Below are 15,319 nucleotides of genomic sequence, written 5' to 3' on the forward strand. Positions count from 1 at the left end.
CATGCCATTACTCGAAGTAAAAAACCTGAGCGTGCGCTTCTCGCGCCGCGACGGCGCGCCCGTAGACGCCGTGCAGCGCGTGTCGTTCTCGCTCGACAAAGGCAGGACGCTCGGCATCGTCGGCGAATCGGGCTCGGGCAAGAGCCAGACGGTGATGGGGCTGCTCGGGTTGCTCGCGAAGAACGGCAAGGTCAGCGGCGAAGCGCTGCACAACGGCGCAAACCTGCTGACGATGAATGAAGCCGCGCTCAACCGCATTCGCGGCGACCGCATCGGCATGATCTTCCAGGATCCGATGACGTCGCTCAATCCGTTCCTCACGATCGAGCGGCAGATGACGGAAACGCTGCAGCTGCATCGCAAGCTGCCGCGCCGCGAAGCGAAAGCGCGCGCAATCGAAGCGCTCGAGCGCGTGCGCATCCCCGATGCCGCACGCCGCATCGGCATGTACCCGCACGAGTTCTCGGGCGGCATGCGTCAGCGCGTGATGATCGCGATGGCGTTGTTGTCCGAGCCCGAAATCCTGATCGCCGACGAACCGACGACGGCCCTCGACGTCACCGTGCAGGCGCAGATCATCGAGCTGCTGCGCGAGCTGAACCGCGAGCGCGGCACCGCGATCATCCTGATCACGCACGACATGGGCGTGGTGGCCGGCCTGTGCGACGACGTGATGGTGATGTACGCCGGTCAGACGGTCGAGCAGGCGCCCGCGCAACAGTTGTTCGCCGCGCCGACGCATCCGTACACGATCGGCTTGCTGAGCGCACTGCCGCGCCTCACCGACGCAGACGACCAGCCGTTGCAGACCATTGCGGGCAATCCGCCGCTGCCGGGCGAGGCGTCGCAGGGTTGCGCGTTTGCGCCGCGCTGCGCGTTCGCCGGGGATGCGTGCCGCGCGACGCGCCCCGCGCTCGAATCGATCGGCGATGAAGCGCGTGCGTTGCGCGCGTGCCATCGTCCCGTCCAGACCATCGCGGAGGTGCTATGAGCGCTCATGAATCGCTACTCGAGGTCGACAAGCTCAGCGTGCATTTCCAGATCGCGCGGGGCGGCCTTCCGTGGTCGAAGAAGGCGACGCTGCGCGCCGTCGACGGCGTGTCGTTCGACGTGCGCCGCGGCGAAACGGTTGGACTCGTCGGCGAATCGGGCTGCGGAAAGTCGACGCTCGCGCGCGCGATCATCGGGCTTGCGCCCGTCACATCAGGCAGCGTGCAGTGGAAGGGCCGCGAAACTGTTGCCGCCGATGCCAGGCGAGATACCACGCAGATTCGCCGCGACGTGCAGATGATTTTCCAGGACCCGCTTGCATCGCTCGATCCGCGCATGACGATCGAACAGATCGTCGCGGAGCCGCTGAAGACGCATCAGCCGCAACTCGGCCGCGAAGAAATGCGCGTGCGAGTGCGGACGATGCTCGAACGCGTCGGCCTGAACAACCATCATCTACGCCGCTATCCGCATGAGTTTTCTGGCGGGCAGTGCCAGCGCGTGGGCATTGCGCGTGCATTGATCGGCGAGCCGCAACTCGTGATCTGCGACGAGCCCGTGTCGGCGCTCGACGTGTCGATCCAGGCACAGATCGTCAACCTGCTGCGCGACCTGCAACGCGAACTGTCGCTGTCGCTGCTGTTCGTCGCGCACGATCTCGCCGTCGTGAAAGCCATCAGCCAGCGCGTGCTCGTGATGTACCTGGGCCGCGTGATGGAGTTCGGCGACAAGCGCGACGTGTATCGCGAACCGCAGCATCCGTATACGCGGGCGCTGCTGTCGGCCGTTCCGCTGCCCGATCCGGCCGCGGAACGCGCGCGCGAACACGTGCTGTTGCGCGGCGAGATTCCGTCGCCGCTCAAGCCGCCTTCCGGCTGCGCGTTTCGCACGCGCTGCCCGGATGCAATCGACGCGTGCGCGCACGAGCGGCCCGTCGCGACATCAGCACGCATCGGCCACACGCAGGTTGCGTGCATTCGCGCCGCGATGACCTGACGAGCGCTCATATCGACGAGACCCCATTCCACGACGCAGCCAGCCGCTGCGTCAAGGGAGGCGTTCGTTTCCGCGACGGTGGAAACGGGCGGAAAGCGTGGTTCGGCCGACCGCCGCGCCACTGTTCAATCAACTAGAAAAAAGCTGGAGTTTCAATGACAACCCAACGAACCACATCAGGAGCCTCGACACTCGCGCTGCTGGCAATCGGCCTGCCCGCGTTGACGATGGCGACGAGCGCGCTCGCCGACGACGCGGCCGCACCCGCCGCTGCAAGCGCAGCCGTGGCCCAGGCCGCACCGCAAACCGCACCTCAGGCCGCGCCCGCGCCGCAAGCGAAAGCCAAACCGGCAACCACGACGCTCGCGCAAGCGACGCCCGAAACGAACAACGCTGTCATTAACGCCGAAGCCACCCAGGCCGTCACGCCGCCCGAGCAGCTGTCGAGCCAGGCGAAGAGCAAGGGCCTCGTCGACGATAGCCATCTGAATCTGTTGTTCCGCAACTATGCCGACCATTTCGACAACGAAGGCGGGCCGCACCGTCACGCGTGGGTTCAAGGCATGCAGGCCAACTTCGAATCGGGCTACACCAAAGGGCCGGTGGGCTTCGGCGTCGATGCGTCGCTGTTCGCCGCGCTGAAGCTCGACGGCGGCAAAGGCGCGGGCAACATGGTGCACGTGGCCAAGGGCGGTGGCGGCTCCGATCAGCTCGCGTGGGCATATCCGGGCATGTACGACATCAAGGGACGCATCTCCGAGACGGTCGTCAAGTACGGCTTGCAGATCGTCGACAACAATCCGTTCCTGGAACCGCACGACAACCGCGCGTTGCCGCCGACGTTCCTCGGCGTGTCGGCCGTGAGCAATGACATCCACAACGTCACATTGCAAGCGGGCAGCTTCACGAAGGTCGACGCGCGCGGCCATACGAACCTGACCGACATGAACACGTCGTACGGCGGCACGACGTTCAAGCGACTCAGCTACTTCGGCGGCAACTGGGACTACTCCCCGAACGGCACGGTCACGCTGTATGCCGACCAGGCTGAAGACGTGTGGAATCAGTTCTACGCGTCGATCTCGCATTCGATCGGCGACGTGAATACCGTCAAGTGGGCGGGCCTCGCGAACATCTACTCGACGCACCAGACGGGTTCCGCGCTGCAAGGGCATATCAACAACAATGCGTACAGCCTGTCGCTGTCGGCGCAGCATGGCCCGCATCAGATACTGCTCGGTTATCAGCAGATTCTCGGCGACCAGTTCTTCGACTATGTGAACGAGACCAACGGCATCTATCTCGTGAACTCGATGGACGTGGACTACAACGCGCCGCACGAAAAGTCCTTTCAGTTGCGCTATACGTTCGATGGCAAGTATGCGGGTCTGCCCGGCTTCAAGGCGATGCTGTGGGGTGTGACGGGTTGGGGCGCCGATGCTTCGGCGGGCGCGGCTTCCAATGCGATCGGCCCGTACACGCGTAATGGCGAGTTTGTGCACGGCACGCACCATGAAATCGGCTTTATTCCGAGCTATACGCTGCAAAGCGGCAGCTTCAAGGATACGAAGATCACGTTCATCGCGATGTACCACAAGTCGACCGCGCACTACTCGGACCCGGACAACATGGAGTACCGGCTTGTCGTGAATGTGCCCGTGAAGGTGTTTTAAGCAGGGCTTTGATGATGTTCATGCTTGCGGGCATCGGCATTCGATGGCCGCAAGCGCAAGATCAGCCCGTATAAATGTTCAGAAGATAACGGACACCACAATCGCCATCCACACCGCGATCACGCCCAACAGAAACATCATGCGCGCGATGCGAACCTTCGCATCGCTCGTTTCCGGTTCGACGGGACTCGTCGCCACCCACGGCACCAGCCCGAGAAACGCAAAGCCGATTATCGCCAGCCCCGCGACGAACTTGTCGGCGAGCGTCCAGACGCCTGCTTCCTGCAAGCCCCAGTAGCCGAGAAAGATGATCCCGATCGAGAACATCGTCGCGGAAGCCGTGCAGAGAGCGGGCACCGATCCCTGAGGAGTGGGCATGATCCACCTCGCGTGAGTCAGTGCCGTCGATTCTACTTCAGCTTCCGCACGCTCCGCCCTGCGTTCGCGGCCTAAGCCGATTGCCGCTCCCGCCGTGCCTCGTATGCTTTCAGATGACTGTACGCGACGCGCAGCGACGACAGCGCGCCTTGTTGCGCCCCACCGCCGCGCGCGATCAGATCGCCGACGATATGATCGGCCTCGATGCGCGACTGCCCTTCGATATCGCGCAGCATCGATGCCGTCAACGGCGAGCCCTCGGCAAAGAGAATCGTCTGTGCGCGCGCATTGGACGCCTCGCCGAGCGGGTATCCGTTCGCCGTCGCGACGGCCTTGCATTCGCCCAGCACGCCTTCGATCACGCGCCGCCCATCCGGCGTCTTCAGAATGTCGCCGATCGCGGCACGATGCAGACAGGTGGTGGCCGCGAGCGTCGCGAGGAACACCCACTTCTCCCACATCTGCTGAAGGATGTTGTCGGCCGCCGTCGAATCGAAGCCCGCGCCTTCGAACGTCGACGCTATCCCGCGCACGCGCTCGCTGATGCCGCCGCCTAGTTCGCCGAAGCCGATCGAATGCATGTCGTTCAGGTGCACGATTTCGCGCTCGCGATTGAGCGTCGCGGCGATCACGCACTGGCCGCCCAATACCTTCGATACGCCGAACTTCTCTTTCAGCACATCGACGTGATGCATGCCGTTCAGCACGGGCAAGATCATCGTCGCGTCGCCGACGGCGGGCGCGAACGATTCGATTGCATCGTCAAGGCTGTAGGCTTTGCAGCTCAGCAGCACGAGATCATAAGGCTCGCTGATCTGGTCCGCGAGCACGGTCTTCACGTCGCGCAGCGTGACATCCCCGCGCGGGCTTTTGATGACGAGCCCCGCGCGTTGCAGTTCTTCGGCGCGCTTCGCACGCACGAGAAACGTGACGTCGCGGCCCGCCTGTGCAAGACGGCCGCCAAAATATCCACCTGTAGCACCTGCGCCGACTACGAGAATTCGCATTGCTTCTCCTTGGGTCATCTTCCGTCCGTTGGCATCGCGCGGCTTTGTGCGGTCGCGCGCGATGTATGTGCATATGCAGTATGTCGTAAATCTTTGCGGACCGCAGCGGGCTTGCACGGCCCGCCGCGAGTCCTTACGCGCCGATCAAATGCGTATCAGACGATTTCAAGCGCAAGCGCAATGCCCTGCCCACCGCCGATGCACAGCGTAACGATGCCGCGCTTCAATCCATCGCGGCGCATCGAATGGATGAGGCGCGTCGTGAGAACGGCGCCCGTTGCGCCGATCGGATGGCCATGCGCGATCGCGCCGCCTTCGACGTTGATGATGTCATGCGCGAGCCCGAGCTTTTGCGCGACCGCGAGGGGCACGGCCGCGAACGCCTCATTGATCTCGACGCGCTCGACATCGCCGAGCTTCCAGCCCGCGCGCTCCAGCGCGATCTGCACGGCGGGCACGGGGCCGAGTCCGAACAGGCCGGGCTCGACCGCCGCGATGCCGAACGCAACGAGGCGCGCCGACGCTTCGATGCCATGCGCGTCCGCATAGTCGCGCCCCGCGACGATCATCGCCGCCGCGCCGCTATTGAGGCCGGGCGCATTGCCCGCCGTAATCGTGCCGTCGGGACGAAACGCAGGCCGCAATTTCGCGAGCGTTTGGGCCGTCGTGTCGGCGCGCGGCTGCTCGTCGCGCGCGAACTGCACGGTGCCCTTGCGTCCTTCGATTTCGACGGCAATGAGTTCCGCGTCGAATGCGCCGCGTTCCTGTGCGGCCACGAAGCGCTGCTGCGAGCGCGCCGCCCATTCGTCCTGCGCGGCGCGCGTGAGTTCGGCTTTCGTCACGAGGTCTTCTGTGTGCCAGCCCGAGTGCTCATTCGAGAACGCATCGACGAGCCCGTCACGCAGCATGCTGTCATGCACCTGCGCGTTGCCCATGCGGCTGCCCCAGCGGCCGCTTTCGAGCAGATACGGCGCGCGGTCCATGTTCTCCATGCCGCCCGCAACGGCCACGTCGCCGAGCCCGAGCGCGATCTCCTGCGCGGCCGACACGATCGCCTGCGCCCCCGATCCGCACACACGGTTCACGGTCAGCGCCGGCACCGACACGGGCACGCCGCCGCCGATCGACGACTGCCGCGCGGGGTTCATCTTGTTGCCTGCCTGGATCACGTTGCCCATCACCACGGACGACAACGTTTTCGCGTCGATCCCGCCACGCCGCAGCGTCTCGCGCACGGCAACCGCGCCGAGCTGCGTCGCGGGGACTTCTTTCAGCGATCCGCCGAACGCGCCGATCGGCGTGCGGACAGGATGGGCAATCACTACATCGCGTGCATTCATCGCTATTCCTCAAGTTGAACTACTGCACTTCGATGCCTCGCGTGAACGAGGCGCTTCGTTGAAGGCTTCAGTTGGCGGCCACGTCCGTCGAAGGCTGCGTCTTCGCGACGTCGCCATCGGCGGGCGCATCCCAGCCGCCGCCCAGCGACCGGTACAGCGCGACGGCCGCCTGCGCATGCTCGCGCTTCGCCTGATTCAACGATTCGGCGTCGCGCAGATACGCCTCCTGCGCCGCGAGCACATCGAGGAAGCTCGACGCGCCGCCCTTGTACAGTTCGTTCGACAGGCGCAGCGCATGGCCCGATGCATCGAGCGCGCCGGCGAGCTTCGCGACCTGCGCATCGCCGTTGACGAGATCGCTGCGCGTGTCCTCGATGTCCTTCAGCGCGTTCAGCATCGTCTGTTGCAAGCCGAGCTGCGATTCGCGCATGCGGCTTTCGTTCTCGTCGATGTGCGCGGTGATGCGGCCCGCGTTGAAGATCGGGCTCGTCGCGCTCAATGCGACGCTGAAGAGGTTGTCGGTCAGCGTCGGCATGCCGAGATACGACGAAGCGAGAATGCCGTCGCTCAGGCTCAAGCGGAACTTCGGATAGCGGTCCGCTCTCGCGACGCCCACTTCGGCCGCGCGTTGCTCGACGGTTGCATAAGCGGTGCGCACATCGGGACGGCGCAGCAGCGCTTCGGAAGGCAGCGTCTGCGGCACGCTTTGCGCGGGCACGGGAATCGGCCGCGCTTCGTCGATCAGCAAACTGCCGACGCTCTCCGGCGTGCGTCCCGAGTACACCGCGATCAGGCTCATGTCGTGCTGAATGTCCGACCTGATCTTCGGAATCTGCGCCTGCAAATCCTGCAACTGATTCTGCGCACGCGCAACGTCGAGTTGCGTAGAAAGCCCGTATTGCAGGCGCTCCTGTGTGAGCTTCAGCGCGCGGCTGCGAATCTGCTCGTTGTCGTTGATGATCTGCAATTGCGCCTGTGCCCAGCGCAAGTCGATATACGCAGCCGCCGTGTTGGCGGCCAGCGCAAGCCGCAATTCATCGAGCGCCGACTGGCGCCCCGTCACCTGCGCCTGCGCGGCGAGCACCGCGAGCCGCTCGCCGCCGAATACGTCGGGCTGCCACGAAGCCGTCAAGCCCACGCCCGCCTGCTTCACATAGCCTAGCGGCGGCGGCGTGTTCTGGCGCTGGTACGCGGCCGTCGCGCCAGCGTCGAGTTGCGGCGCGAGCGCCGCGCGCTGCTGCTTCGTGATGTCCTGTGCCTGCTTCACGCGCTCGACGGCCGCTTTCACGTCGAGGTTGTCGCCGAGCACGATATCGACGAGCCGATGCATCGTCGGGTCGCCGAATTGCGACCACCATGCGTCGGCACCGACGGTGTCTTTGGGCGCATCGACGCTCCACGCGTCGGGTGCGACCGTCTTCACGGTCTGCGGCAGATCGGCGTGCGTCGCGGGCTGCACGGCGCACGCCGCAAGCGTCATCGCGGCAGCAACGGCAAGCACTTTGGCTACGATCGATTTCATGTCTGGTTTTCCAGTCGAATTCGTTGAATGGGCGGCGTGTGTTCAGTGCGCATCGGGCGGCGGCGCGGTATTGCCGAAAGGCCGCGAGAACAGCACGCTCGCGAGACCGACGACGAAGCACAGCGAGACGGCAAGGAACGTATCGGAGAACGTGAGCACGAGCGCTTCGCGCAGCAACAGCGCGTGCAGCGCACCGAGTCCCGCTGCCGCCCCGTTCAGCACATCGCCGCCGACCGCCGCGAAATGCGCGGCCTGATCGCGCAGCAGCGCTTCGATCGCGGGGCGTCCCGCGCTCACGTGTTCGTCGAGCCGTTCGTAATGCAGATTCAGGCGGTCGTTGAGCATCGTGCTGCATACGGCGATGCCGATTGCACCGCCCAGGTTGCGCATCAGATTGAAGAGTCCGCTCGCCGACTTGAGCCGCGACGGCGGCAGCGAACCGAGCGCCATCGTCACGATGGGCGGCACGCAGAACTGTTGGCCGATGCCGCGCAGCGCCTGCGGAATCAGCAGTTCGTGCCAGCCCCATTGATTCGTCAGCGGCACATACAGATAGCAGCCGACGCCGAAACAGATCAGCCCGAACACCATCAACAGACGCATGTCGACGAAGCGGGCGAGAAACGAATACGCGGCCAGCGCGATCAACTGGAAGCAGCCGACCGACAGCAGCGCGACACCGATCTGCAGCGAATCGAAACCGCGAACACGCGACAGGAACACGGGCGTGAGAAACACTGCGCAGAAAAGCCCGATGCCCGTGATGAACGACAACAGACTGCCGATGCCGAAGTTGCGGATCGCGAGCGCGCGCAGATCGACGATCGGTTCCTTCGCGGTGAACGCATGCACGAGGAACAGAAAGCCGCAGATAACGGAAATCCACGTGCAGAACAGAATCGCGTGATCGCCGAACCAGTTCTTGCGCGGGCCTTCTTCGAGCACGTATTCGAGGCAGCCGAGAAAGCCCGACATCAACAGGATGCCGGGATAGTCGCCGCGCTTGAGCAGCGACAGATCGGCATGATCGACGTTGACGAAGCGCGGCACCAGCACCGTCACCAGCGCGCCCGGCACGAGGTTCAGATAGAAGAGCCAGTGCCACGACCATTGATCGGTGATCCAGCCGCCGATCACCGGGCCGATCGTCGGCGCGAGCGACGCGAGTGCGCCGATCGTCGTCGATGCGATCAGCCGCTGCTTGCCCGGAAACAGCACAAATGCCGTCGTGAACACGGTGGGAATCATCGCGGCGCCGAGCGCGCCTTGCAGCGCGCGAAACAGGATCATCGAATTGATGTCCCATGCGAGTCCGCACAGCATGCTTGTCAACGTGAAGCCGAATGCGGAGAACGCGAACACCCAGCGCGTCGAGAACACGCGCGTGAGCCAGCCCGACATCGGAATCACCAGAATCTCGGCGATCAGATACGAGGTCTGCACCCAGGAGAGTTCGTCCTGGCTCGCGGACAGCCCGCCGCCGATGTCCTTCAGCGACGACGCCACGATCTGGATATCGAGCGTCGCCATGAAGAAGCCGAGGCACAGCAGCGAGAACGCGAAAACTTTGGTGCCCGTCGGCAGATCGGCGGGATTCGTCGGCACGGATGTGGTCTTGCTCATAATGGGCGTTGCATCCGTCGAGTTACGAAGCCGTGCGGGCGGAGTCGCGCGTCGTCTCGCCGTCGCCGCGCAGATGCACTTTCACCGTCGCGGAGAGACCCGGGCGCAGCACGCCTTGCATCTCCTTCGGCACCGACAGGCGCACGCGCACGGGCACGCGCTGCACGATCTTCGTGAAGTTGCCGGTGGCGTTCTCGGCGGGCAACACGCTGAACGTTGCGCCCGTCGCAGGCGCCAGGCTCTCGACGGTGCCTTCGATGCGACGGCTCGATGCATCGAGATCGACGTCGACGGTGTCGCCGATCTTCATCTTCTTCAGCTGGTCTTCCTTGAAGTTCGCATCGATCCACAGGCCGCTCGCAGGCACCACCGTCAGCAGCGACACGCCGACATTCGCGAGCACGCCGACGCGCGCCGTGCGATTGCCGATATAGCCGTCGATGGGGGAACGGATCGTCGTGTACTCGACGTTCAGCGCGGCCACGCGCTGCGCCGCTTCCGCCGTCGCGACGCGGGCATGTGCATCGTTGATCTGCGCGTCGAGCACGCTCAGCTGACGTTGCGCCGCTGTCAACGCCGCGCCGCTGCGATCCACTGCGGCGCGTGCTTTCGCGAGATCCGCGTCAGCGCGCTCGACGACCTGGTTCGATACGGCATCGTCCTTCACCAGTTGCCGATAGCGCGTCGAGTCCGAGGCGCTGCGCGTAAGCTCGGCGCTCGATGCGCGCACCTCGGCAGATTGCTCGTTGATCGTCGCGAGTTGCAGCGACTTCTTCGCTTCGAGTTCCGTCACGGCCGCTTGCGCGCTCGCGACTTCGGCATAGGCCTGCGCGAGACGCGCATCGTAGTCGCGCGCGTCGAGGCGGATCAGCACCTGCCCCGCTTTCACATACTGGTTGTCCTGCACCAGCACATCGGTGACGAAGCCGTTGACCTTCGGCGCAAGCACGGTGACATCGCCGCCCACGTACGCATCGTCAGTCGTTTCGATAAACCGGCCGACAAAGAACCAGTACGATCCCGCCGCTGCGATCACGGTTATCACGGCGATCACCGCTAACATCATCCACGGAATGCTGCGGGTCTGTTTCGCAGCGCCAGCGACGCTCGGCGGTGCAACGGAAGGTGAAGTTGACATGTTTAGATGTGCGTATGCACTGAAAAGCGTTGAAAAAAAGCGCGTGAAAGCGCCGCTGCATGTCCTGCTGGGTGCTACCGCTTCGTCATATCGAACAGTTCGCCTCGCAGCGACGCGGCACGCTTCGTGCCGAAGCGCTCCTCGAATTCCTGCTGCGCCGCACGCCAATGCTCGCGAGCCTGCTTTAAACGTTCTTCGCCCGCCGACGTCAGCATCACGGTGAGCACGCGTCGGTTGCTGCGCGACGCTTCCGTGAACACGAGCCCGTCGCGTTGCAGCGGCTGGATCGCGCGAACCAGCGACGTGCGCTCCATCACCATCGAATCCGCGAGTTCCTTCATCGTCATCCACATGCGATACCGCAGCCGGCACATGATCGAAAACTGCGTCGTCTTCAGGCCGACGCGCGCGAGATGCCGGTCGTAAACCTGCGTCACGAAACGCGCCGCCTGCCGGATCGCGAAGCAATCGTCGTCGGGCGAGAACAGCACTTCAGATACTTCGGCCTCTAAGTGCATATGCACACCAATGAATCGATTTAGATCGAACGCGTCTTTCGACGCACCAAAAAACACAACGGGATTACGACGACGTGAGGTTGAACAGTTCCGCCCGCAACGCCTTGGCGCGACCGCGGCCGAACTTGCCTTCGAACTCGTCCTGCGCGGCACGCCACGCGATAGCGGCCTGCTCGAACGTCTTTTTGCCCGCATCCGACAGGCTGAACTGATACGTGCGCCCGTCATGCGCCGACGATTCGCTGACCACCAGACCATCGCGCTGCAATGGCTTCAGCGCGCGCACGAGCGTGGTGCGCTCCATCACCATCGTGTCGGCGAGTTCCACCATCGTCAGGCCGCGCTTGCGCGCGAGCTTGGCGAGAATTGTGAACTGCGCCGCCGTCAGGCCGACCTGCCCCAGATGGCGCTCGTAGATCTGCGTCACGTAGCGCGCCGCCTGGCGCAGCGCGAAACAGTTGCAATCGTCGTGGGAAATGGGCTTGCTCATGAAATGCAGTCTATATGTGCGTATGCACGCTGTCAAATCGCGCAGCGGCGTGCGGGTGAAATTCATTGTTGCAGCCGCTGCTCAGAGCGCGAGCACGCTGACGGCAACCTCGACGCGATGCGCGCCGCCGCCGAGTATCATGCCGCGCAGCAGCGACACGTCGCTGTAATCGCGGCCGATCGCGAGCGTCACGTGGTCCATGTCGGCGAGCACGTCGTTGGTCGGGTCGAGGTCGATCCAGCCGCTCTCGGGACAATGCACCGACACCCACGCATGCGACGCGTCCGCGCCGATCAGACGCGGCTGTCCCGGCGGAGGATCGTTGCGCAAGTAGCCGCTCACGTAGCGCGCCGGCAGGCCGAGCGCGCGCAGGCAGCCGATCATCACCTGCGCGAAGTCCTGGCAGACGCCGCTTTTCATATCGAACGCGCGTTCGGCGGGCGTATCGAACATCGTCGCCGATGGCCCGTAGTCGAAGTCCGCGTGAATGCGGTGCATCAGATCGATCGCGCCCGTAACGATGGGCGTGCCCGGCTTGAAACTGCGCAGCGCATAGTCGCGCAACGACGGCCGCAGCGCGATATTCGGCGACGCAAAGCAAAACTCCACCTGCGGATGGCACACGCCGCCCGCGCGAAAGCGCAGCGAATCCGCGACCGCTTCCCATGCGGGTGTCGCGTCGGGATCGAGATGCGTCCAGCGCGGCGCGAGTTCGACCGTCGTTTCGCTGATCATTTGCAAACGTTCGTGCGGAGCGTCGAGCGCGAAATACAGCACGTCGTTGCCGTACGCGTCGATCCGGCTATGCAGATACGAAGGCGCCGGCTCGATGCGCTCCGTGTGCGCGACCACGCGTTGCCATGCGCACGCGAGCGGTCGGATCGTCGCGAGATGCTGGGCCGTTTCGACGAGCGTCGAATAGTGATAGGTCGTGCGATGCGACACGGACAGCAAGGTCCCTTCACCCTTCACGCCCTTCATGACGACACCTGCGCGGCGAACGTATTCGCGTGACTGAAATAACGCGCGCTGATTTCATTGGCGGCCGCTGTGACGCTCATCGCGAGACGGTCGCACAGCGAAACCAGTTCCGCGTGCATGCCGTTGGCGTCCGTCGCGCACAGTCGTTCGAGCGACGGCAGCATGTTCGTGTGCGGCAGCAAATCGCTGAACGGCCGGTGACGCCCGCCGCCCGCGGCATTCGAAATATCGTCGAGCTTTGCGCACAGTCGCGCATACACGCCATACAGGCCGCGCGGATTGGTCGGCTCGATCACGAGCAGATCGAGCAACGCGGGCACGTCGAAACGCCCCGGATACAACGAGCGAAACGTCAGCGTGCTGTCGAACAGTTGCAGCAGCAGATCGAAGCCGGCGGGCGTCGCGATCTGACGCTGCATCGCGACGACGCGCAGGATCGACGTCATCGCCCACACGCGCTCGATATGGCGGCCCGCGAACATCAGGCGCCACGCTTCGTCGCGCGTCATGCGGTCGCCTTGCGAGCCGCTGATCGCGGCGAGCTGCGTCGCGAGATGTTCGAGCGCGTCCATCAGCGTGACGCGGTTGTAGCGCGCCTTGCCGCGCGACGACGCATTCGACGACACCGCCGCGGCAGGCGTCAGCTCGTGCAGCGCGTCTCGGAAATCGTTGCGCGCAGCGAGCGTGATGCGCCAGTGATCGTTCGACAGCCGCCCGCGAATCTCGCCGCTCGCGCGCGCCTGGCTCGCGAGGTTTTGCCCGATGCTGTTAGCGCCCGCGCTCTCATGCAGATTCGCAACCAGCGTGCGCTCGAACGCCTGCAACGATTGTCCCGCGACCATGTCGCCCGATTGCACGAGGCCGAAATGCAGCGCGAGCTCGACGAGCGTCGAGAACATCGTGTCCGCGCCATTGCTTTCGAGCGAGCCGAGTATCAGCCGCAGCAGACGCACATTGTTTTCCGCGCGTTCGCCGTAACGGCCGCTCCAGAACAGATTCTCCGCCGCGCGGCTCGATACCGTGCGATGCTTGCGCGCGAGATCGGCGGGCTTGAGCGGCGAAGGCAGCAGCGTGAACGTCGAACCGGGATCGCTCGACAGCACCCACGTATCGACGCTGCTGCCGCCGAACTGCATCGACACCGACGACTGCCGCTCCGCCGCGAGACGCGTGAAGCCGCCGGGCAGCACATGCCAGCCGCCGTTCGCATCGGCGACGGCGACCGCGCGCAACACGCACGGACGGTTGCCGAGCGCGCCGTCCTCGTAGCGCGGCGTGCACGAATACGGCAGCGGCTGCTGGATCGTGAACGCATCGGGCGAACGCTCGATGCGGCCTCGCCATTCTTCGAGCCGCTGCACGCCGCGCGCAATCCCAGGCGGTCCATCGGGCGATATCGGCGTGCGCGCGGGCCACGTCGGCTGAAGAAACGCTTCGTCCATGTTCGCGAACGCGTGCTCGCGCGCGGCGTCCTCGCCGCACCACCAGGTCGGCACGCCGTTGAGCAGCAACGGCTCGTCGAGCAGCGTCTGCGCGATACCGGGCAGGAAGCCGTGCATTGCGGGCGATTCGAGAAAGCCCGAGCCCGGCACATTCGACACGATCACATTGCCCGCGCGCATCACCTGCAAGAGGCCGGGCACGCCGATCGTCGAATCGGCGCGCAGCTCGACGGGATCGCAGAATGCGTCGTCGAGGCGGCGCAGCAGGACGTGCACGCGCTCGAGGCCCGTGAGCGTCTTCAGGTACAGCATGTCGTTGCGCACCGTCAGGTCCTTGCCCTCGACGAGCGTCACGCCCAGATAGCGCGCGAGAAACGCATGCTCGAAATAGGTCTCGGCGAACGGCCCCGGCGTGAGCAGCGCGATATGCGCGGCGCTGTCGGTCTTGTCCGGGTTGGTGTCCTTCGGCATCGTCGCGCGCGCCCATTCGGCGAGCGTCGCGATCAGCGTCGAGAAGGTCGGCGCGAGCCGGCTCACGCGCAACTCGCGGAACGCATCGGCGAAGACGTTGGATACGATCAGTCGGTTTTCCAGCGCGTAGCCGAGACCCGACGGCACTTCAGTGCGATGCGACACCACCGTCCATTCGCCGCTCGGCGCGCGCGCCAGATCGACGCCGATCACTTGCAGGAACTGGCCACCCAGCGGCACGAAGCCCTTCACGGCGCGCAGATAGCCCGGATGTCCGTAGACGAGCGCTGGCGGCAGCTTGCTCTCGCGCAGAAGCGTCTGCGGGCCATACACATCGGCGACGATCGCATTGAGCAGTTGCGCGCGCTGCTTCACGCCACGCTCGATCTGCGCCCATTCGCTTTCGTCGATGATGAACGGCAGCAGATCGAGCGCCCACGGACGCGGCTCGCCCTTGTCCGCATAGACGTTGTACGTGATGTCGTTGTCGCGCACCTGCTGCGCGACCGATGCGCGCCCCGGCGCGAGACCCGCGATGCCTTCCTCGCCGAGCAGTTCGAAAAAGCGCCGCCACGGCTCGCGCAGCGCGCCCGATGCATCGCGCAGCTCGTCCCAGTGGCCCTCGCGCACATCGAGCAGCGGCAACGCGCGCAGCAACGCCAGCGCATCGGGATGGCCCGCTGCCGCTTCGAACGGAAAGGTCGATTGAAAAGCCAAGGTCGTATCGCGAATCTGTTGTTGTGGGTTCGA

At 64.7% G+C, this 15,319-nt stretch carries 13 protein-coding genes; 3 read left to right on the forward strand and 10 right to left on the reverse strand.

Translation table 11 applies throughout. The annotated features are described in order from the left end of the window. Position 1: 1 nt before the first annotated feature. From BN2476_RS15785 to BN2476_RS15795, 3 genes are all read left to right on the forward strand, one after another. A complete protein-coding gene (locus tag BN2476_RS15785) occupies positions 2–991 on the forward strand; it encodes an ABC transporter ATP-binding protein (protein WP_087735083.1) in 990 nt (329 codons plus the stop codon). Then, positions 988–1,986 (forward strand): ABC transporter ATP-binding protein, encoded by a 999-nt coding sequence (locus BN2476_RS15790; RefSeq protein ID WP_087735084.1) that lies wholly within the window; start codon positions 988–990, stop codon positions 1,984–1,986. The genes BN2476_RS15785 and BN2476_RS15790 overlap by 4 nt, the downstream gene beginning before the upstream one ends. 155 nt (positions 1,987–2,141) lie before the next feature. Further along, entirely contained in the window at positions 2,142–3,659 is a 1,518-nt protein-coding gene (locus tag BN2476_RS15795; RefSeq protein ID WP_087735085.1) for an OprD family outer membrane porin, read from the forward strand. 78 nt (positions 3,660–3,737) lie between these two features. Here BN2476_RS15795 and BN2476_RS15800 read toward each other — a convergent pair whose 3' ends face one another. The 10 genes from BN2476_RS15800 to BN2476_RS15845 all read right to left on the reverse strand — a co-directional run bounded on the left by BN2476_RS15800 (position 3,738) and on the right by BN2476_RS15845 (position 15,286). Continuing rightward, entirely contained in the window at positions 3,738–4,037 is a 300-nt protein-coding gene (locus BN2476_RS15800; protein ID WP_087735086.1) for a hypothetical protein, read from the reverse strand. 71 nt (positions 4,038–4,108) lie between these two features. Beyond that, entirely contained in the window at positions 4,109–5,044 is a 936-nt protein-coding gene (panE, locus tag BN2476_RS15805; protein ID WP_087735087.1) for a 2-dehydropantoate 2-reductase, read from the reverse strand. A gap of 155 nt (positions 5,045–5,199) precedes the next feature. Continuing rightward, positions 5,200–6,384, reverse strand: coding sequence for a thiolase family protein (locus BN2476_RS15810; protein WP_087735088.1), 1,185 nt, complete (start codon positions 6,382–6,384; stop codon positions 5,200–5,202). A gap of 67 nt (positions 6,385–6,451) precedes the next feature. Continuing rightward, positions 6,452–7,906: an efflux transporter outer membrane subunit gene (locus BN2476_RS15815; RefSeq protein WP_087735089.1), complete on the reverse strand. Its 1,455-nt coding sequence runs from the start codon at positions 7,904–7,906 to the stop codon at positions 6,452–6,454. A gap of 42 nt (positions 7,907–7,948) precedes the next feature. Beyond that, positions 7,949–9,529, reverse strand: coding sequence for a DHA2 family efflux MFS transporter permease subunit (locus BN2476_RS15820; RefSeq protein ID WP_087735090.1), 1,581 nt, complete (start codon positions 9,527–9,529; stop codon positions 7,949–7,951). Positions 9,530–9,551: 22 nt separating this feature from the next. Continuing rightward, a complete protein-coding gene (locus BN2476_RS15825; protein WP_087735091.1) occupies positions 9,552–10,667 on the reverse strand; it encodes an HlyD family secretion protein in 1,116 nt (371 codons plus the stop codon). 74 nt (positions 10,668–10,741) lie between these two features. After that, entirely contained in the window at positions 10,742–11,185 is a 444-nt protein-coding gene (locus tag BN2476_RS15830) for a MarR family winged helix-turn-helix transcriptional regulator (protein ID WP_087735148.1), read from the reverse strand. A gap of 64 nt (positions 11,186–11,249) precedes the next feature. Further along, complete coding sequence (locus BN2476_RS15835; protein WP_087735149.1) at positions 11,250–11,675, reverse strand: MarR family winged helix-turn-helix transcriptional regulator; 426 nt, start codon at positions 11,673–11,675, stop codon at positions 11,250–11,252. Between the two features lie 81 nt (positions 11,676–11,756). Next, positions 11,757–12,656 carry a transglutaminase family protein gene (locus BN2476_RS15840; protein WP_173819627.1) on the reverse strand — a complete coding sequence of 300 codons (900 nt, stop codon included), beginning with the start codon at positions 12,654–12,656 and terminating at the stop codon, positions 11,757–11,759. Further along, on the reverse strand, positions 12,653–15,286 hold the full coding sequence (locus BN2476_RS15845) for a circularly permuted type 2 ATP-grasp protein (protein WP_087735092.1): 2,634 nt from the start codon (positions 15,284–15,286) through the stop codon (positions 12,653–12,655). Before BN2476_RS15845 ends, BN2476_RS15840 begins: the two co-directional genes overlap by 4 nt. Between the last annotated feature and the right edge of the window lie 33 nt (positions 15,287–15,319).

This window comes from Paraburkholderia piptadeniae (assembly GCF_900007165.1).
GTDB lineage: Bacteria > Pseudomonadota > Gammaproteobacteria > Burkholderiales > Burkholderiaceae > Paraburkholderia > Paraburkholderia piptadeniae.

What these genes read in the sequence shown, in the direction of transcription:
- BN2476_RS15790 (WP_087735084.1), top strand. Translation starts at nt 988, where the DNA reads ATGAGCGCTCATGAATCGCTACTCGAGGTCGACAAGCTCAGCGTGCAT.
- BN2476_RS15820 (WP_087735090.1), bottom strand. Translation starts at nt 9,529, where the DNA reads ATGAGCAAGACCACATCCGTGCCGACGAATCCCGCCGATCTGCCGACG.
- panE (WP_087735087.1), bottom strand. Translation starts at nt 5,044, where the DNA reads ATGCGAATTCTCGTAGTCGGCGCAGGTGCTACAGGTGGATATTTTGGC.
- BN2476_RS15825 (WP_087735091.1), bottom strand. Translation starts at nt 10,667, where the DNA reads ATGTCAACTTCACCTTCCGTTGCACCGCCGAGCGTCGCTGGCGCTGCG.
- BN2476_RS15840 (WP_173819627.1), bottom strand. Translation starts at nt 12,656, where the DNA reads ATGAAGGGCGTGAAGGGTGAAGGGACCTTGCTGTCCGTGTCGCATCGC.
- BN2476_RS15835 (WP_087735149.1), bottom strand. Translation starts at nt 11,675, where the DNA reads ATGAGCAAGCCCATTTCCCACGACGATTGCAACTGTTTCGCGCTGCGC.
- BN2476_RS15785 (WP_087735083.1), top strand. Translation starts at nt 2, where the DNA reads ATGCCATTACTCGAAGTAAAAAACCTGAGCGTGCGCTTCTCGCGCCGC.
- BN2476_RS15815 (WP_087735089.1), bottom strand. Translation starts at nt 7,906, where the DNA reads ATGAAATCGATCGTAGCCAAAGTGCTTGCCGTTGCTGCCGCGATGACG.
- BN2476_RS15800 (WP_087735086.1), bottom strand. Translation starts at nt 4,037, where the DNA reads ATGCCCACTCCTCAGGGATCGGTGCCCGCTCTCTGCACGGCTTCCGCG.
- BN2476_RS15830 (WP_087735148.1), bottom strand. Translation starts at nt 11,185, where the DNA reads ATGCACTTAGAGGCCGAAGTATCTGAAGTGCTGTTCTCGCCCGACGAC.
- BN2476_RS15795 (WP_087735085.1), top strand. Translation starts at nt 2,142, where the DNA reads ATGACAACCCAACGAACCACATCAGGAGCCTCGACACTCGCGCTGCTG.
- BN2476_RS15810 (WP_087735088.1), bottom strand. Translation starts at nt 6,384, where the DNA reads ATGAATGCACGCGATGTAGTGATTGCCCATCCTGTCCGCACGCCGATC.